Annotated in this window: 19 protein-coding genes; 2 read left to right on the top strand and 17 right to left on the bottom strand. The window is 37.4% G+C overall.

The window, feature by feature from the left end; translation table 11 throughout:
• Positions 1 to 2 precede the first annotated feature (2 nt).
• The 8 genes from VJ786_RS02075 to VJ786_RS02040 form a co-directional block, all read right to left on the bottom strand.
• Positions 3 to 1,655: an FAD-dependent oxidoreductase gene (locus VJ786_RS02075; RefSeq protein ID WP_336557130.1), complete on the bottom strand. Its 1,653-nt coding sequence runs from the start codon at positions 1,653 to 1,655 to the stop codon at positions 3 to 5.
• 290 nt (positions 1,656 to 1,945) lie between these two features.
• Positions 1,946 to 3,349: a lipopolysaccharide biosynthesis protein gene (locus tag VJ786_RS02070; RefSeq protein ID WP_336557129.1), complete on the bottom strand. Its 1,404-nt coding sequence runs from the start codon at positions 3,347 to 3,349 to the stop codon at positions 1,946 to 1,948.
• Between the two features lies 1 nt (position 3,350).
• Positions 3,351 to 4,466 carry a non-hydrolyzing UDP-N-acetylglucosamine 2-epimerase gene (gene wecB, locus VJ786_RS02065; protein WP_336557128.1) on the bottom strand — a complete coding sequence of 372 codons (1,116 nt, stop codon included), beginning with the start codon at positions 4,464 to 4,466 and terminating at the stop codon, positions 3,351 to 3,353.
• An 18-nt stretch (positions 4,467 to 4,484) separates the two neighbouring features.
• Positions 4,485 to 5,879: a nucleotide sugar dehydrogenase gene (locus VJ786_RS02060; RefSeq protein WP_336557127.1), complete on the bottom strand. Its 1,395-nt coding sequence runs from the start codon at positions 5,877 to 5,879 to the stop codon at positions 4,485 to 4,487.
• 30 nt (positions 5,880 to 5,909) lie between these two features.
• Positions 5,910 to 6,395, bottom strand: a complete 486-nt coding sequence (locus VJ786_RS02055) for an adenylyltransferase/cytidyltransferase family protein (RefSeq protein WP_336557126.1) — start codon at positions 6,393 to 6,395, stop codon at positions 5,910 to 5,912.
• A gap of 33 nt (positions 6,396 to 6,428) precedes the next feature.
• Positions 6,429 to 7,808 (bottom strand): nucleotide sugar dehydrogenase, encoded by a 1,380-nt coding sequence (locus tag VJ786_RS02050; protein ID WP_336557125.1) that lies wholly within the window; start codon positions 7,806 to 7,808, stop codon positions 6,429 to 6,431.
• A gap of 42 nt (positions 7,809 to 7,850) precedes the next feature.
• A complete protein-coding gene (locus VJ786_RS02045) occupies positions 7,851 to 8,363 on the bottom strand; it encodes a winged helix-turn-helix domain-containing protein (RefSeq protein WP_134778205.1) in 513 nt (170 codons plus the stop codon).
• A 315-nt stretch (positions 8,364 to 8,678) separates the two neighbouring features.
• Positions 8,679 to 9,188, bottom strand: a complete 510-nt coding sequence (locus tag VJ786_RS02040; protein WP_336557124.1) for a hypothetical protein — start codon at positions 9,186 to 9,188, stop codon at positions 8,679 to 8,681.
• 46 nt (positions 9,189 to 9,234) lie between these two features.
• Here VJ786_RS02040 and VJ786_RS02035 point away from each other — a divergent pair, with 46 nt between their 5' ends.
• Both VJ786_RS02035 and VJ786_RS02030 read left to right on the top strand, forming a co-directional pair.
• Entirely contained in the window at positions 9,235 to 9,438 is a 204-nt protein-coding gene (locus VJ786_RS02035) for a hypothetical protein (protein WP_336557123.1), read from the top strand.
• 26 nt (positions 9,439 to 9,464) lie between these two features.
• Positions 9,465 to 11,183, top strand: a complete 1,719-nt coding sequence (locus VJ786_RS02030) for a tetratricopeptide repeat protein (protein ID WP_336557121.1) — start codon at positions 9,465 to 9,467, stop codon at positions 11,181 to 11,183.
• Positions 11,184 to 11,370: 187 nt separating this feature from the next.
• Here the strand turns inward: VJ786_RS02030 and rfbA are convergent, their stop codons facing one another.
• The 9 genes from rfbA to VJ786_RS01985 form a co-directional block, all read right to left on the bottom strand.
• Positions 11,371 to 12,243, bottom strand: coding sequence for a glucose-1-phosphate thymidylyltransferase RfbA (gene rfbA, locus VJ786_RS02025; protein ID WP_336557120.1), 873 nt, complete (start codon positions 12,241 to 12,243; stop codon positions 11,371 to 11,373).
• Between the two features lie 53 nt (positions 12,244 to 12,296).
• Positions 12,297 to 13,151, bottom strand: a complete 855-nt coding sequence (gene rfbD / locus VJ786_RS02020) for a dTDP-4-dehydrorhamnose reductase (RefSeq protein ID WP_336557119.1) — start codon at positions 13,149 to 13,151, stop codon at positions 12,297 to 12,299.
• Between the two features lie 57 nt (positions 13,152 to 13,208).
• Positions 13,209 to 13,760, bottom strand: coding sequence for a dTDP-4-dehydrorhamnose 3,5-epimerase (gene rfbC, locus VJ786_RS02015; protein WP_336557118.1), 552 nt, complete (start codon positions 13,758 to 13,760; stop codon positions 13,209 to 13,211).
• 138 nt (positions 13,761 to 13,898) lie between these two features.
• The gene (gene rfbB / locus VJ786_RS02010) at positions 13,899 to 14,954 is read right to left on the bottom strand and encodes a dTDP-glucose 4,6-dehydratase (RefSeq protein ID WP_336557117.1); all 1,056 of its coding nucleotides are present in this window, start codon (positions 14,952 to 14,954) and stop codon (positions 13,899 to 13,901) included.
• A gap of 126 nt (positions 14,955 to 15,080) precedes the next feature.
• Positions 15,081 to 15,983 carry a WYL domain-containing protein gene (locus VJ786_RS02005; protein WP_336557116.1) on the bottom strand — a complete coding sequence of 301 codons (903 nt, stop codon included), beginning with the start codon at positions 15,981 to 15,983 and terminating at the stop codon, positions 15,081 to 15,083.
• On the bottom strand, positions 15,984 to 16,736 hold the full coding sequence (locus tag VJ786_RS02000; RefSeq protein ID WP_336557115.1) for a hypothetical protein: 753 nt from the start codon (positions 16,734 to 16,736) through the stop codon (positions 15,984 to 15,986).
• Complete coding sequence (locus VJ786_RS01995) at positions 16,733 to 17,185, bottom strand: hypothetical protein (RefSeq protein WP_336557114.1); 453 nt, start codon at positions 17,183 to 17,185, stop codon at positions 16,733 to 16,735. The genes VJ786_RS02000 and VJ786_RS01995 overlap by 4 nt, the downstream gene beginning before the upstream one ends.
• The gene (locus VJ786_RS01990; protein WP_336557113.1) at positions 17,178 to 17,849 is read right to left on the bottom strand and encodes a hypothetical protein; all 672 of its coding nucleotides are present in this window, start codon (positions 17,847 to 17,849) and stop codon (positions 17,178 to 17,180) included. Before VJ786_RS01990 ends, VJ786_RS01995 begins: the two co-directional genes overlap by 8 nt.
• A gap of 13 nt (positions 17,850 to 17,862) precedes the next feature.
• Positions 17,863 to 18,546: a hypothetical protein gene (locus VJ786_RS01985; RefSeq protein WP_336557112.1), complete on the bottom strand. Its 684-nt coding sequence runs from the start codon at positions 18,544 to 18,546 to the stop codon at positions 17,863 to 17,865.
• Positions 18,547 to 18,978 lie beyond the last annotated feature (432 nt).

The raw sequence follows: 18,978 nt of genomic DNA, 5'->3' as shown, positions 1-18,978 counted from the left end.
ATTTATTTTATAACCAACCCTCTTTTTACCAATTCGGGCATTAAGTTTTCATATTTTACATCCTGCACTGCTATTTTTGATTCAAGAGCCAATACCGCAGAAACAGCTGATGCTTGAGCTAAAGACATGAATACGGGCTCCATCCTAATTGATCCATATGCAATATGACTAGCAGATAAACAAATAGGAACAAATAAATTAGAGCATTCTATTTTTTTGGGAACTATTGCCTTATAATCAATTGGATATGGCTTTGGTACTCCTGCCATGACCTGCCCTTCATTTTTAATAAAACCATTTGCATCTTTATATCTGGATACAATGTGCGAATCCATAGGATAATCACCAAGTGCAATCCCCTCTGTGGACAACAGTTTACCACTACAGTTTTTTTCGGTCATTACATAGTCACTTATCATTCTTCTACCTTCCCTAATATAAAGTTGATTTGGCCAATTATTATTATCCGTAAATTCATCTTTAGGCAAACCCCATTCCTTATAATAATTACGAATTCTTTCTGGAATTTTAGGATGATTTGCTAATGTCCACATTAAACCCATTTGATAAGTTTTATGTTTTTCTATTATTTCTCTCCTTTTTTCATAATTCCCATCGGGATAATCATAATTTGCTCCAACAAAATCTGTGGAGAATGGACCTAAATTATTAGAGTCAGTTTTCCTATTTGGAAGTGGCATAAAATCACAAAAAAGAAAACCCTCATATGATTTTACATATTCAAATAATATAGCATAATCATTTTCATTGTAATTTATAGGTTTAGGAAAAGGAATTCTGTTCTCAGGTAAATTAGTCAGGCACATTCTAAAACAATAAGCTTGAATTTTTTTATCTCCAGATCCATGCGAACCTATAGGAGCATACACCTCCCCAGGTAGACCAGTAATTCCATCAGGCAACTCATTTCTATCTTTAGCCCACATTCTTTGAATACCGTTTGCTGTTTCTCCATAAACAGAATTACTTTCTCTTCCAATTATATATGAAACACCAGCCTTTGCCATTACATCTCCTTCATAAGTTGCATCAATGAAATAATGGCCTTTAATTCGAAGCCCGGATTCCATTTCAAGATAGTTAATTCTTCCTGAAACGTCTTTTACAATTTTTTTGCTTAAATTTAACCTTTCATCATATAATATTTGAATTTTGTTTTCCACAATATATTTATTGATAACATATTGAGCCGCTTTGGGTTCAAACCAAATCATTACATCTCCATTATAATTATATCTAGCATAATCAGAAATTTTACTAAAGACCCAAGTCGCTGGATTTGAATAATATTTTTGAATATCCTGATAAAATTTTCTAGTTAACCCCCCTAAAATATTAGTATTAATAACGTCAGTAATCCCTAAGCCATTTGTGGTCATGCCACCTAATGCTTTAGGCATTGGATTAATAATAACTACTGTTTTGCCAGAACTTTGAACTTCTTTTGCTGCAATAATACCAGCCATGGTTGCACCATAAATAACAACATCAAACCTAGTTGTTGTATCAATTTTCCGCACTGTGAGTGTATCCACAACTTTGGGTGGAACAACAAGTAATTCTGGTTTTTTGGAACAAGAATACTGTAATAGCACTAAAAAAGATAGTATAATTTGTAATTGTTTTAGTTTCATTTGAATTTTGATAAAGAATTTATAAATAATTAGTGTTGAGAAACAAAACTATATTAAAAACTCATTTATCAATTTTTTACTTTTTTAAAGTTTTTTTATTTGTAATCGAATAGCTATCAAATAAAAGATTTATTAATCAATTTTAATTATTTAATTAAATTCTGACCATAATAATTATTTTCTACAACTATTAAATATTATTATCAAAATGTTAAATTATTGCATCACCCTACGATTGTAACAAAATACATACACATCTATACGCGTATCCTTGATTTTTAATATAAAATTTATATGTTAATATTTATTTTTTTTAATAATATTCGAATGAAATTCATATTTAAATAAATGGAAATAATGCCCGATATTAATATAATAAAAAGCCTTACAACATTAGTAGAATAATATGATATAAAGAAAGCTATCATACATAAAGATAAAAACATCAATAATTCAATTAATATTCTAGAATCATTAAAATATTTTTTCAAATCTATAAATCTTATCATCGTCATAATTATATACCCTAACAAAAATGCAACAGAAATTGCCATTAATTGATATTGCCGAACAAAAAGGATTGAAAAAATTATTGATATAGAAGCTCCTATCATAGTTGAAACAGTAATCTGTTTAGTAGCTTTATTCTTTTGGTAAATTAATCCAAATAGTGCCCCTAAAGTATTAAAACCCACACCTAAATATAAAAAAGGCATATAAGGCCAAGATTCATAAAACTCTTTGCTTACTATAATCCTCATATAAAATGGAGCAGTGACGATTAACATTAATATCAATGAAAATTCCAACTTAATGAAATGTTTTATAATAAAATTTAATTCAGAATTTTTTGAATCCTTTTTTAAAAAAGAATCTTGAATTGGTAAAATTAATACTGAATTAATAATAATTAAAATTGAGGGAAACCTTGAAGTTATAGCATATATTCCATTTGCTTCTGTACCTAGGTAATGCAGAATAATAAATTTGCTAGCAGAACTAATTAACCACCAACTCATTAAATTAGGAATCAATGGAAGTGTATATTTACAAAAATCTATGAGAACTAATCGATCAAAAAAAGATAATTTTATATACTTATATAATCTTAACTGAAAATAAATCAAAATAATTGCTATTGAAAACGCAATTATGTTAGCGAGTAGAATTCCATCAAGTTTTAATTTTAAAACATAAATAAAAATAATATTAAATATCACTAATAGAATGGAAGTAATTACCCCATTAAAAGCAAATTTTTTTGTATCACCTAAGCCTCGCAAAATATTTTGAAGAATGGGTAATAAGGAATTCAGAAATAATAATATTATAAAATAAAGACTATATCGAAAAGGATATTTCCATGTGTAAAAAACAAAAAATAACAGAAAGATTGTAAATGCTATTATTAAACCAAAAAATCCATTCGAAATAATTATAGTCTTCCTTTTATCAGTTTCATGATCCTCTATTAGCCATCTATAAACAGCATCAGACATTTGTAGTGAAACTAATGGTACAAATAGAGTAATCGAAGTAAATAATAAATCAAAATCACCTATTTCTTTTTTTGTTAAAAAGAAAGTATAAAATGGAATTAATAGAAATGAAAAAATTTTTGACCCAAAACTACCAATAGAATAAATCAAAGTCTCCTTTAATATTCCATTTTTTGAAGTGATTTCTGATTTCATTTTATAAATTAGAAATGAATTCTACTATCCTATTGCAAGCTAACCCATCACCATAAGGGTTGTGTAATTCAGACATTTTCCGATACCTATCCCTGTTTAACAGCAAATCCTGGGCCTCTGACACTATTAAGTCCTTATTTGTTCCAACAAGAATTACTGTTCCTGCCTCTACTGCCTCTGGACGCTCTGTAGTATCTCTCATAACCAAAACTGGCTTTCCTAAACTTGGAGCTTCCTCTTGCACACCACCAGAATCTGTAATTATTAAATAAGACTGATTCATTAACCAAACAAATGCAGGATAAGCTAAAGGATCAATCAATTGTATATTATCAACAGAAGAAAGAATTTCATATACAGGTTTCTTAACATTTGGATTCAAATGTACCGGATAAATAATTTGGACATCACTATTTTTTTGAGCAATTTCTTTTAAAGCCTCACAAATATTGATAAATCCTTGACCATGATTTTCTCTTCTATGACCTGTAACCAAAATTAATTTTTTAGCCGGATCAAATATTCCTTTCAGTTTCTCTATTTCCTCATTTTCCAAATCCTTAACACGTTCAGAACTATCAAATAAAGCATCTATGACGGTATTTCCAGTTACGAGGATATCCTGTTCTTTAATGTTTTCAATTAGTAAATTAGTTTTTGAGGCTTCTGTAGGTGCAAAATGAAAATCACATATACGCCCAGCAACTTGCCTATTCATTTCTTCTGGAAAAGGAGACCTTTTATTATGTGTTCTAAGTCCTGCTTCAACATGACAAATTTGAGCACCCGAATAAAATGCAGCAATGCTACTAGCCATTGTTGTTGTTGTATCACCATGAACATATACATAATCAGGCTGATATTCCTCTAAAATTGGCTTTAATTCAGTTATAATTGCTGCTGTTAATGTATAGAGATTTTGATTCGGTTTCATTAAATCTAAATCATAATCCGGTTTGATTTGGAAAAAATCCAGAACCTGATCTAGCATTTCACGGTGTTGGGCTGTTACACAAACCTTGGTTTCAAAATCATTTTGATTTTGAAAAGCTTTTACTAATGGTGCCATTTTAATAGCTTCTGGTCGTGTACCAAACACGATAAGATTTTTTTTCATATCTTCAATTAAAATCAATTATAACCTTGCGTCTACTATATTTCTATCCAAAATACCCTTAGTATCAAAAACAACACTATTTTCCTTAACCAAACTTCGGATATCCATTTCATTAAATTCTTGATGCGCAACGGTTAAAATTACTGCATCATATTTCCCTGTCCCTTCCGCTACTTCTATTTCAATTAAATTGCCATTAAAATATTCTACTTGATTGATTGGTTGTGCAGTAATCCCATTTCGGGATCTTTCCTTTATACCTTCAATTACTATCAAATTCTTCAACAAATCAATATCATATTCTGCTAAAACCTGCTCAGGATTAGCCCAAGGATCAAATACTTCTACCTTAACGCCATAATCCTCGAGTTCTTTATATATCTCAACAACTTTAGAATTCCTGATATCCGGACAATTTTCTTTAAAAGTTATTCCTAAAATCAATACTCTTGATCCCTTAATGGCAATATCTTTGGCAATCATTAGCTTCACTACCTTAGATGCCACAAAATTTGCCATACGCTCATTAACCCTTCTTCCAGATAGAATCACATTGGGCTGATATCCTAATTGAGCCGCTTTATGCGCTAAATAAAAAGGATCTACGGAAATACAATGCCCACCAACCAAACCTGGCTTGAAAGGCAGAAAATTAAATTTTGTAGACGCCGCATCCAACACATCCTGAGTATCTATCCCTAATCGATCAAAAATCAAGGCCAACTCATTAACAAAAGAGATATTCACATCCCTCTGTGCATTCTCAATGGCCTTCGCTGCCTCTGCAACTTGAATCGAAGCAGCCTTAAAGGTTCCTGCTTTAATGATTGAAGCATAAAGTTTATCCACTCTTTCAGCCGTTTCTTCATCAGAACCCGAGGTAACCTTTTTAATGTTCACTAAGGTGTTCACCTTATCACCGGGATTGATCCGTTCTGGAGAATAACCGACAAAGAAATCCTGATTGAATTTCAATTTTGATATCCTCTCCAACACAGGAATACAATCCTCTTCCGTACAACCTGGATAAACCGTAGACTCATAAATAACCAAATCACCTTTTTTTAACCTTTCAGCTATCATTTTACTAGCCGACAATAAAGGTTTTAAATTCGGAACATTAAAGGAATTAATGGGTGTAGGAACTGTAACGATATATATATTGGCATCAGTAATATCTGAAAGTTCGGAACTGAACAAAATACCATTTCCTTCTTCATTATAACCAAATAGAGCTGATTCTTCATGCAGATCGACCTCAAAGGTTTCATCTATACCAGACTTCAATTGTTCTACACGGCTTTCGTTGATATCAAAACCAACTACAGGATATTTTCTAGCGAATTCCAAGGCTAGTGGTAATCCCACATAACCCAATCCCAGTATCGCTATTTTATCCCTTTTGTTATTCATTGGTAGATCCAATTGTTAGTGTAGATGTTCTTATTTCCCGTTTTTCAAATTTTCCTTCTCCGCTACGATCTTTCTCAATCCCGAAGAAGAAAAGCGATGGTCCCTGCTATTGAAGTAAAGTTCAATTCCTTTATCCTCACAATACTTACGTCCTGTAAAATCCCTATCCTTATATTCATCACCCACAATCCTAACATCCAGCTTAAAAGATTTCAGAATATCCTCCAGATCCTGTTCCGTAGAGTATGGAACAATCTCATCTACATAGATACAGCCCCTCAATTGAATATAACGCTCTACAACCGTTTGGGTTGGCGCATTCTTTTCTGGTCTATCCAATGTCGGATCCATCTGCAATCCACAGATCAGGTAATCACATTGACGTTTTGCTTCTGCCAACATCATGATATGTCCCGCATGCAATAGATCGAACGTACTGAAAGTAATTCCTACTCTAGGACCTGGATTATAATCTTTTAAAGATTTTTTCTTGATTTTCTTTTCTGTTTTTTCCATAAGAAAAATAACTAGGGTATAATATTGTTCCTGTTACTCACCAATTGCATAATACACAAATCCCATCTCCGTCAGTTTCTTTCCATCCAATAGCTTCCTACCGTCGAAAATAAAGGCCGGTTTCTTCATTTGTGTCTTGATCTTACCCCAATCGAGATCTCTGAATTCATCCCATTCGGTTAATATCGCCAGGCCATGCGCGCCTGCTGCTGCATCATAAGGGTTAGTTTTAACCTGTAAGAGGGATTTGTTCTCTTCCAGGCTTCTTGTCGCTAAATAGTCTAAATCTTTGTAAATCTGCACATCCTGTACCTTTGGGTCATACACTGCAATCTGTGCCTGCTCCTCCAACAAATGGTCCGCTACATAGATCGCTGCCGATTCCCGCGTATCATTCGTATCCTTCTTGAATGCCCATCCCAAGAAAGCAATTTTCTTGCCATTTACCGTATTGTACATCGTTTGGATGATCTTTTCCGCAAACCGCGTCTTCTGGTGATCATTGATCTTGATGACCTGATCCCAATAATCCGCCACTGCATGCAGATTATAAGAACGGGCAATATATACTAAATTTAATAAGTCTTTTTGAAAACAGGACCCCCCAAAGCCCACAGAGGCCTTTAAAAATTTGGATCCTATCCTGGAATCCTGTCCGATGGCATTCGCCACCTCATCCACATTGGCCCCAGTTGCCTCGCAAAGCTCCGAGATCGAGTTGATCGAGGATACCCGTTGTGCCAAAAACGCATTGGCCACCAATTTGGACAATTCCGATGACCAAAGATTGGTCGTAATGATCCTTTCCGATGGTACCCAGGCTTCATAGATCTTCTTCAAGGCCTGGATAGCCTCTGGATTTTCTCCACCGATCAGTATGCGGTCCGGATGGTGAAGATCCCGTATCGCCGTACCTTCGGCAAGGAATTCCGGATTGGATAAGACTTGGAATTGCACGCCCTTTCCGGTATGGTCCAGGATATTCTTGATGGTTGCCGCCGTACGGACCGGAATGGTAGATTTCTCCACGATTATCTTCGAGCTGGTAGAAACATCTGCAATCTGACGTGCACAAAGTTCGATGAACTTCAGATCTGCCGCTTGTCCTTTGCCTTTACCGTAAGTTTTGGTTGGTGTATTCACTGAAATAAAGATCATGTCGGCTTCCTGGATCGCCTTTTCCACCTCCGTAGAGAAGAAAAGGTTTCTTCCGCGCGCTTCAGCAACTACCGCGTCCAATCCCGGTTCGTAGACCGGCAATTGGCTCAGGTCATCCTGGTTCCAATCGGCAATACGCTGTGCATTCAGATCCACAACCGTTACCTGGATATCGGGGTTCTTCTGGGCGATCACAGACATGGTCGGTCCCCCAACATAGCCTGCGCCAATACATGTTATTTTCTTTATTTCCATTGAATATAAATTCCTTTTTCTGTTGGAGTGTAAAAAATATTCCTAATCTTCACCCTGGTACAAAATGATCTGCTGAAGAACTTCCTCAGGCCGCTCGAAATAGAGCTTGATCTCCTTATCCAGAAGTTTCTCCAGTTTGGCACTCAACTGCAATAAGTATGCCTTGTCCAGCTCATCGCCCAATACCATCAGCTCGATCGTTCCAGAATCCACCCCCTTGGCGTAATCGCCCAATAGGGATACCGTTTCCACATCACCCGCGCGTTCCAGAACATAATCCACGGCCTGATCAATACCCAGATAGGTACGGACTAGATTCTGTAAGGATTGGAATAAGGGATGTTGGGTGTTGGCCTGGTAGTAGATTCGGTTGTTTTCAGAGGTCCTGGACAAATATCCGGCATCAGAAAGCTGGTTCAGCTCCTTCCGGATGGCATTGGTCGACTCATTGAACTCTTCTGCTATCCCACGAAGGTATCCCTTGTTAGTGGAACTCACAAAAAACTTAATCAGCAACTTAAGCCTGGTCTTGGACGTGATGATCGTATCAAGCATGTTAGTATTGTGAGCAACAAAAGTACTCATTGATTTTTTATAAACCAAATTTTGATGAGTAAACAAGAAAACTTAACATTTTATTAATGTTGGTGATTATATCTGGCCCCATCTGACTTCCATGATCCTCGGGTTGTAAACGCAAGTAAGTGAGGGGAAGTGCTAAAAGTTCCTTACATTTTAATTCATCGTACTTATTTGGCACTTGCTGATGGAAGGCAAATAGTCATGGTCGAACATTCAATCCATAGCGAGGAGGTACCAGGGGAAAACCTCCTTACTATGTCAGATAGAACCCCGAAATTCAGAAAAAAATCAAATTGCCAATGACGATGCCCTTCCATTAAAAGTCTCCTGTTCAATCTCCTTTCCCAAAGGTTCCATCTTAAAATACGATGTCACCATAAAAGCTCTTTTCATATTCTTCAAATCTTTGATATATCCCTTCACAATCAATCCCTCCTTCTTCGGCTTGTAATTCTTCAGATAATTATTATATATGGAAAAGCCAACTGATCTCATCGCTGATTCCCCTTTATGCGATGGGGAGATAAAAAAATTCAATTTCTCAAAGTTATTGATCAGAAAATTCCGGTTGGTAGTTCTTAGCTCCGTGATGACCACTTCCTTAAGCTGATCATCCAAAATATTCAATTGGAAGAGTACACAACCATACTGCTTCACATAATCCACATTATTACGGTCCAATAGAACCCGGACCTGCATCTCTGCATGTTCTTGAAAATTGGAAACCTTCCGTTTGCGGATGAAATAAAAACTCGCTATAGCTACAATAATGACCAGCGTGAATAACAAATAATACATAATTAGATTGATTAGTTCAAAAAAATAGTTCGGCAACAAAGTTAGCATGACATCTACCTATATTCAAAACAAGCGGGGGTGGACAAAAGGTGGACAAAAACTCTTTTTTATTGAAAAACAACCGATTACCATAAAAACAATACCTAAAAACTATACGAAAATCACCCACTACCCTGCCACTACCCAATCAAAAAAAAGCACGCCTGCTATCAATAATGAAAAAACATCTATCTCTTACTCGTTATTTTAACAATTTTTTATCGAAATTTAAGGGCAATGCAAACCACATTAACCAAATTAGTTTTAACCTATTTTGTTGTACTTTGTAGTATAGTGCATTTGTCTGCCCAGGAAATTACCAACATCAAAACGCAAAAGAACCAAAGAGAACAATTGGAACTTGCCCTAAAGATGAAGGTCGATTTTCAGAAAGATACAGTTGGCCTGATCAAGAATTTGCACCCCTTATTGGAATTGGCCAATCAGGAACGGAGCATCCCACTAAAGTGGGCCTATTACATGCTGATGGCGGATGGTTTTTCCATTGCCTTTGATCAGGTAAATCCGCGAAGCAATGCCTATTATAAATTAGCATCGGAATTGATAGAAAGAGAAAATCTCCCCGAGCTAAGGATGATAGGCAATATCAGACAGGGATATTATTTGTATACTTATCGTGAAGTGAAGGATGCGTTTCCATATTTTTTATTGGCAGCTGATCTCGAGGCAGAGGTAGATACAGAGAAAGTTCCCCTCCTTCCGGAACATTATAACTTTATCGCTAGTTTCTATTCCTACATCGGCGATCAGGAAAAAGCCATTTCCTTTCTCAAAACTGCATTACCTTACACCGAAGAACATAGCCGCCAGAAGATCGATATGACCAATGCCATAGGTGTTTATTATAAAAAAGCAGCCTTATTCGACAAGGCTTATCCTTTTTATAAGCAGGCTTTGGAGATTGCCACCGTGGCCAAAGATTCGGTATGGATGGGTATTATCGCAGGGAATCTAGCAGACTATGAATGGGAAAAAGGGAATGAAGACCAGGCCATTGCTTTGGTCAAACAGAATATCGAACTCTCCTTGAAATATAATGAGGTGTTGGATGCCATGCGCGCCAACCTGGAGGTTGCCCGAATGTATGCCCATCAGAAAAAATGGGATCTAGCTGAAAAGCATATCGCAGAAAGTACGGCATTAATGGCTGATAAACCCTATTTTTTAGTTTTCAAGCGGGATGCTGCAAAAATATTGGCGGATATTGCTGCTGGGAAAGGTCAAAAAGACCTGGAACTGGCACAGTTAAAAAAATATTTAGTGCTGAAAGACTCTTTAGAGGCCAGAAGCAATAATGAGGCTATGCAGAAGATCTATTGGCAATGGGAAATCGAACGTTATGAACAGGCCAATAAACAGGCAGAAGCAAAAAGGCAACAGATCAAACAGAACTATCAGTATGTCGGGGTGTTATTGATCCTGGGATTTATCATTGTGCTGTTATTGATCAACCGATCGAAGACCAGGATACAGATCCGGAGCACAGAACTGGAAAAAGAACAGTTGGCCCTGAAATTTGAGAAACAGCTACTGGATCAGGAGCTTTCGGTACTCAAAAATTCCCTACAGGAATTTACGGATACCATTCGGCATAACGACCAAACTATACAGCACTTAAGGAAAGAGATCCAAGAGAAGGAAACCCATGATCCGAAATTGGCTTTGGAGATTTCCGAAAACCTAAGTAGCATGTTGGAATCCCACATTATGACGGATGAACGATGGCTGAAATTCAAGCATGTGTTCGATAAGGTATATCCGGAATTCCTGGAAACGCAAAAGCTGGAAAATCCAAAACTTTCTGAAAGCGACCTGAGATTGATTGCTTTAATGAAACTGGATCTAAACAATAGAAGCATGAGTGATCTATTGGGTGTTTCTATTGAAGGGGTAAAAAAAGCTAAGCAAAGATTAAAGAAGAAGGTGGAGGTTTAGATCGTTTAGAAGGGAGTATTCACACTTACGTCATTGCGAGGAGGCACGACGAAGCAATCTTTATCCTAGTCGAATGCTTGCTTCGTTTCTCGCAATGACGAAGGAAAAAGATTGCTTCGTTCCACGCAATGACGGTGGAGTTCCTCGCAATGACGGAAATATCGCTCACAAAAACGAGAAAAATAAATCAAATCTGAACAATTTTCTTCAAATAATCATAATACACCCCTTTCATCCCATCGATCTGCGATTTGAGCTTATCCCTATCAATATACCCCTTGCTCAAAGCAATTTCCTCCAAACACGCAACTTTCAACGATGTCCGTTTTTCAATGGTCTTAATAAATTCCGTTGCTTCGGACAAAGACTCATGCGTTCCGGTATCCAGCCAAGCAAAACCCCTACCCAACAATTGCAGGTGAAGCTTCTCCTGTTCCAGATACGTTTGGTTTACCGTCGTGATCTCCAGTTCGCCCCTAGCCGAAGGTTTCACCCCCTTAGCAATTTCCAATACCGAATTCGGATAGAAATACAAGCCCACCACCGCATAATTAGACTTTGGATGCTGAGGCTTCTCCTCAATATCCGTTACCCGACCATCTGCATTGAATGCGGCAACACCATAACGCTCTGGATCCTCTACATAATACCCAAAAACAACCGCGTCATTTCCTTCTTCCACTTTAGTTCTCGCTTCCATCAACTGGGTTTGCAGACCGGCTCCATAAAAGATATTATCTCCCAAGATCAAGCAGACAGAATCATTCCCGATAAAATCAGCACCAATAATGAAAGCCTGGGCCAATCCTTCCGGTTTGGGCTGTTCCGCATAGGAAATCTCCAATCCCAATTGTTCCCCATTTCCGAACAAGCGTTGGAAGTTGGGTAGATCCTGAGGCGTAGAGATGATCAGGATCTCCCGAATCCCCGCCAACATCAATACTGATAAAGGATAATAAATCATCGGTTTATCATAAACCGGCAACAATTGTTTGGAAACCACCTGCGTAAGCGGATGCAAACGCGTCCCTGATCCCCCTGCTAATATAATCCCCTTCATATATCTTCTATCTTAATCAAAGTTTTAAATGTCTAATATCTATCATCTAACATCTATAATCCCCCCCACATCTCCTTCAAACTTACTTCCCAGTGAGGAATTTCCAGCTGAAACGTCTTTTTGATCTTCTCCTTGTTCAATAACGAATATTTTGGTCTTTTGGCAACGGTTGGAAAGGCATTCGAATCTACGGGAATTACTTCACATGCCAATCCTGAAAATTCCTTGATCTTGTTCGCAAAATCAAACCAGGATGCTTCTCCTTCATTGGAGTAATGGTAGATGCCAGCTTGCCAATTATCCGATTTTATAATGTGTTGTATCGCTTTGGCCAGATCCTTAGCATAGGTCGGCGAACCGATCTGGTCATTGACCACATTGATCGATTTCCTGCTGGCCATGAGGTTCAACATGGTTTTCACAAAATTCTTCCCAAAACTGGAATATACCCAAGAGGTACGGATAATGATGCTATCGGGAAGAATGGCCTGTATACCTTGTTCACCTTGCAATTTACTTAGTCCGTACGCGTTGATTGGATCCGTATCCTGATCTTCGGTAAGAGACAGGGAAACATCACCCGGAAACACATAATCCGTGGAAATATATAGAAGTTTGGCCGAACATTCCTTAGCTACTTTGGCAATTTCTCGACTCGCCTGGTTATTGACCCTATCGGCCATATCAGTTTCAGACTCTGCCAGATCAACAGCCGTATAGGCGCCAGCATGGATAATCACATCAGGATCGTATTTACGTAATCGGGCATAGATCATTTCCACATCATCCAAAGGAAGTTCCTCCCTCCCCAGAAAAATCAGTTCATAGGCGCTGTCAGATGGCCATATACTTTTAATCTCGGATCCCAATTGACCTGTTGCCCCTGTAACAACTATCCTTTTCTTCATGCTTGCTAATTAAGTCTTGAAATTGTTATGATTTCTTTAAAATGATTTACTGAATCTTTAAATGTGATTAACTGCTTCTGCAAAGCTGGGCAGGATTTCATCCTTTTCTGATAGTTTAAATAGTTCGGAAGGCATTTGCCATTCGATATTCAATTGTTCATCGTTGTATTTGACGCCCCACTCCGCATCCTTATGATAATAGTTGTCGCATTTGTAAAAAAACTCTGCGGTATCGGTCAGGACAATGAATCCATGTAAAAATCCACGTGGAACGAACAGTTGTTTTTTATTTTCTGCGGAGAGTTCTACGGCTACATGTTGCCCAAAGGTTTGGGAATTCGGACGGGCATCTACCGCCACATCTAAAACCGCACCTTGAAGGACCCTGACCAATTTTGCTTGGGCAAATTCTCCTTTTTGGGCATGTAATCCCCGGAGTACGCCTTTGGAAGAAAAGGACTGGTTGTCCTGCACAAAATTTACTTCGGCACCTGTGGCGGCTTCGAAGGATTGTTTATTAAAGCTCTCGAAGAAATATCCCCGATGGTCGCCAAATACGTTAGGTTCAAGGATAAAACATCCGGAAAGTTTGGTTTCTGTAGCTTTCATTTTTATTTTTTAATTTCCCAGCTCATCGTTAAATTCCCACGTCATTGCGAGGCACGAAGCAATCTTCACCTTATCGAAAGATTGCTTCGTCGTACCTTCTCGCAATGACGAGATAGTTCCGCAAGGATGAGATTTCACCTACCTCGACGAATAATGATCCTCATAATATTGCATATAATTTCCAGAGGAAACCTGCTTCAACCATTCTTGGTTATTCAAGAACCAATCTATCGTCAAAGAAAGTCCCTCCTCAAAAGTCACACTGGGTTCCCAGCCCAATTCATCTTTAATTTTATTCGCATCGATGGCATAGCGCAGGTCATGACCTGGTCTATCCTTTACAAATTCAATCAGTTTCTCCGAGGTTCCGGGGGGTCTACCTAATTTTGTATCCATCTGCTTGCAAAGTTCCCTAACCAGATCAATATTTTTCCATTCGTTAAAACCGCCTACGTTATAGGAAGTGCCGGTCTCCGCCTGATGGAATACCTGATCGATAGCGCGGGCATGATCCACCACGAACAACCAATCGCGGGTATATTTTCCATCCCCATAGATCGGCAATGGTTTGTTGTTCAGAATATTCAGGATACATAATGGAATCAATTTCTCCGGGAAATGGTTGGGACCGTAATTATTGGAGCAATTGGTCATGACTATAGGCAGTCCATAAGTATCATGATAAGCCCTAACAAAATGGTCGGATGAAGCCTTAGATGCCGAATACGGCGAATGGGGATCATATTTGGTTTCTTCCGTGAAGAATCCAGTTTCTCCTAATGCGCCAAATACCTCATCGGTAGAAATATGATGGAATCTTTTACCTTCATAATTCCCTGCCCAAATACGTTTTGCAGCTTCCAACAGATTTGCCGTTCCGATCACATTCGTATAGACAAATGCCAAAGGATCGGTTATGGAACGATCCACATGCGACTCGGCTGCCAGATGGATTACCCCATCCGGTTGGTAGGTATTGAACACCTCATCCATGGCGTCCTTATCTCTGATATCGGCCTTATGGAACGTATAGTTTTCCGCAGATTCAATATCTTGAAGGTTTTCGAGATTTCCGGCATAGGTTAGGGAGTCCAGGTTGATGATCCGATAATTCGGGTATTTCTGCACAAACAACCGTACCACATGCGAACCGATAAAGCCTGCACCGCCGGTAATGAGAATCGTTTTATCCATATTCTAATTTAACAAATTGCCTTTGATATAAGCGATTATTTAAATGAAACGCTAAAATAACAAAATATTGATGCCCTTTGTTGTAGGTGAATCTGGATTATTCGGATTTGTGGATGGAAAGCGTATTTAGCAGGCTTCATACTCCCTGAGCATGGCTTTAATCACAGCTTTAATCTCAGTCTTTAATGAGGAAGGCTCCAAAACCACTACTTTTTCCCTTTGGGCCAATAGCGCCTGAATGAAATCATAGGTTGGTCGCAGGTAAAGTTCAAAATCTGAATAATCTTCCGAATCCAGCAATAATTCTTGGGAACTATGTAATGGCACGTCCTTTAGATAAGCATTCTGCGGCCAATAAGCCCTGATCGAAATTAATTGGGGTTCACCCTCGTTGATTACCCCAAAGCTATGATGGAAATATTCATCAGGGTTTATCGTATGTTTATAGTTCTTTTTTTGATTCGAAAACTCCACATATTTCGATAAATGATGGATTCTTTCCAAGGCATATATCCTTTCTTGTCCAGTTTTAATGTTCATTCCAATCACGTACCATCGTTGTTGGCATAACTTCACAAATACCGGGAGGAAATTTACCTTCTTGACATCCTTATAATGGGATTTGTAATCGAAATTCAATACGGTCTTTTCCTCTATAGCCTCTAAAATGGGATCCAGGAGTTCCGATGCAGGGGCGGCTGCCTCTAATTTTACATAAGGTTTTTTTCGGATATCCGAAGCAATATGGCTAAAGCGGTAACTGGACAAGATCCAACCTAACAATTTATTACCTTTCAGATCATCCAGATTGGCAATAGTATATTTTCCAATCCGCTTATCAAAGATGATGAAAACCTCAAACAATTTTTCGGCGTGTCGACGATAGCGATTGAAACTTCGCTCAAAAAGTTTGGCACCCTCATCATTACTAGCGGATTGCTCCCAGCGCTGCTGGATCTCTAAAAAGTTTAAAGGCTTTCGCATCAAGGAATCGATCAACCAGACGCAGAATTTGTATTTCGATTCCATTTAAAATTCAAACTCAATTTCTAAAACCAATTTATTAATAGTCTGAACAGAACTTTGGTAATCCGCAGAAAGGTTAAAAGCAGGATGGGTTAGTTCCAATCCTTTTTTTACCAAACTGTTAAATTCATGCGTCACCTCTGATCTGCTTTTTTCAGATTTTGTAACCACACCGGTTTCATTAAAATTCCTGCCTTCAATCAACGTCAGCAGATCAACCTCATGATATAAATTATTTCTATCAAAATAGTCCTTTAAGAAGGCTATATTCTTGTCAATATCGAAGGTTGGCAGAACTTCACATGATCTCTCCACCATTAATACTTGTTCAGTACTCTCATTCCGATCTTTTTTTATCTTTAATTCCCCACTTACTATCTTAACTGACCCTTTACTATCTAAATCCAATTTTTGTGACTGATATTGACTTGAACAAATAATGGTTTTAATTTTCTTTGCCCCCAACCTGGTTCCAACCATACGATAGAGCGCCATTTTTTGTTTTAAAAAGTAGAGTTCGCCTTGATCTGCCGACACATATTTATTTTGCTCATAGGGATGTTTATAATATATAGAGTTTAGTTTGGGCAAACCGCCAACAACCTCCAAATTATTTTCTCTAAAATAATTGTTCTCATAATCAATGGATTTAACGCTGATTGTCGGATCCAACGCGTACGGAATTTTATAACGGTAATTTAAGGCTGCCTCATCAGTCTTAAATAAAATAACTTCAGGGGTATTTAAGTTTCTCATATTTTCTTAATAATGTAGTAACATGCCAATCCAAATACAATTGCGGCTAAGAAAGCGGTGATTATCTTCATTAATTTTTTGTCTTTCTGAATACTTGAAATTATCATAGAAATGGTATCCGCATCGATTTGTCGTTCGAGTTGGTTAGCATCCTTTTTTAGGATTTCGATCAATTCATCTGTAGAATTAAAGTCATCCAGAAAATAGATGAAAAAGATCCTACGCCCCACATGATCTCTGTTGGTAAAATAAGCTTGCATAATAAGGGCATTTCCATTTCTTCGCATCTGGAATTCTTCAGAATGATATACTTTTCGCCAATTACTAGCCTCCATGGTTTTACGATGGGCAGCTAATTTTTGATCTGCATCTTTTACTAAGACGCCATCAACGACGTAAAGACCTTGTCCGTCGTTATTGGCTGTTTGGCTCACTAAAATTCTATGCATATCTTTCAAAAATTGGTTTTATTAGTCCTTTCACCACTCTTTTATCGGTAATATTTACCAAATGCAGATTTTCGAGGAGCTTAAAGTAAGTTTTGTCTTGCAACTGCGAATACAATATCTTTTTCGCTTCACGTTCCGATTTGTTGCATACATCTATATGACTTCCAATGATGGTTATATTCTTCAATTTTTGATATTGACTACCATAATCATAGATAAGTTCCAAACGGCTATTACATTGACGTCTATAATCTAAATCTTCTTCATTTAGATATTTGCTGATATCGAATAGATAAACAATTACATCGCCTTCCTGACATAATTTTTCATATTCATTTACAAAAGCATTAGAGCCGGGGATATCTTTACCCGCACGGACAAGTAAATCCTTATCTTTACCCAGATTAATTACAAATTCATCGTAATCAGAAATACCTGATGCTACCCCCCCTTTTAAAGCTGAATTGAGCTGCTGTAAAAAAAGCGTTTTCCCAGAAGACTCCATACCTAAGACTGAGAGTTTTATTTTATTCTGTTTATTAAAAATTTTATCTAAAATATAAGCGAAACCTACAGATAAACCTATGACCCCTAAGATACCTCCAATTACCAATGGGATAATTTTATCCTCTTTTGGTTTTTCTAATTTTAAATCTATTATCATTTACTTTATTTTTTTACAACACTTCGATAAACTTCTCCATCATCCAATCATACATCTGCTCGTTGGATTTATTCAACGCTGCAGGATGGAAACTATGGATCAATATTAAATTCCTTTCCTTGTTTAGCCAGATCCAATCATTGACCTGTATAAATTCTAAATCGCCATATATTACCTCTTTAGCTGATTGAAATACCACATCTCCACAGCAAACCACAATATTTGCTCCTAGAATATCCAATTGCCCCCTCAAAAAATCCTGATATATCAGAGCATGCGCCAAAATTTCTTTGTCATTTGCTTGAGCTCCTCCAGTTTGCTTTTTGAGATTAACATACGCATAGGAATAGCTTGATAATGCCTTCATTTGATTCCCAGCATCAAAGGCTTCTGAGGCACTTAGATAGCCTGCTTTCGTGGCGTGGGTAAGGCCATACAGCCATGCAGAAATGCGATTATAGAAATTTCGGTATGGACTTTTTCCATTAATGGAACCACTCCACTCGCGTACATCTTCTCCATCATTATCATTCTGTTCCTTAAGTAGAAAGAGTATCTTCCTTGAGGCGGATGTCCACAGTTCATCCTCCTGTCCTCCACGATAGATTAAGCCATCGTAACAAAATCCTTCATGCCCATTTTTTTCCATCTCTTTCTTCCAAGAAATAAATAATAAATCCAATTTTTTGTTAATCATTTGATCTGCTAATAGGGTTTGGCTGATAAATCTTCAAAAGTAAATTTTCCGTTTTACAATAAAAAAAGGTTTCCCGTAAAATACAATATTCCAATGATTTTAATACAATATATGCTCTGCATCAACCTCTTTATTTTTCCAAAGGAACAAAGCCACTCCGCCAAAACCTGACGGTCAAAAAAATCATTAAAAAAAATAATTCAGAAGCGTTGTGAAAGGCATTTAAAACATATTATCATCGTAGGAACAAAGCGACCACTCGTCATTGCAAGGAACGAAGCAATCTTTCGATTAGTCCAAAGATTGCTTCGTCGTACCTCCTCGCAATGAACTGTGTATATATCCAAATAATAAATTAAATTTTCTCCAAATAATATTCTGATTAGGCCGCTTTTGCGATGTAGCCCTTTCCAGATTTTGCGATGGCGAATG

It is taken from the genome of Sphingobacterium tenebrionis (assembly GCF_037126265.1).
GTDB lineage: Bacteria > Bacteroidota > Bacteroidia > Sphingobacteriales > Sphingobacteriaceae > Sphingobacterium > Sphingobacterium tenebrionis.
The sequence above is the reverse complement of the archived record's forward strand: the minus strand, read 5'-3'. Positions and strand labels throughout refer to the sequence as shown.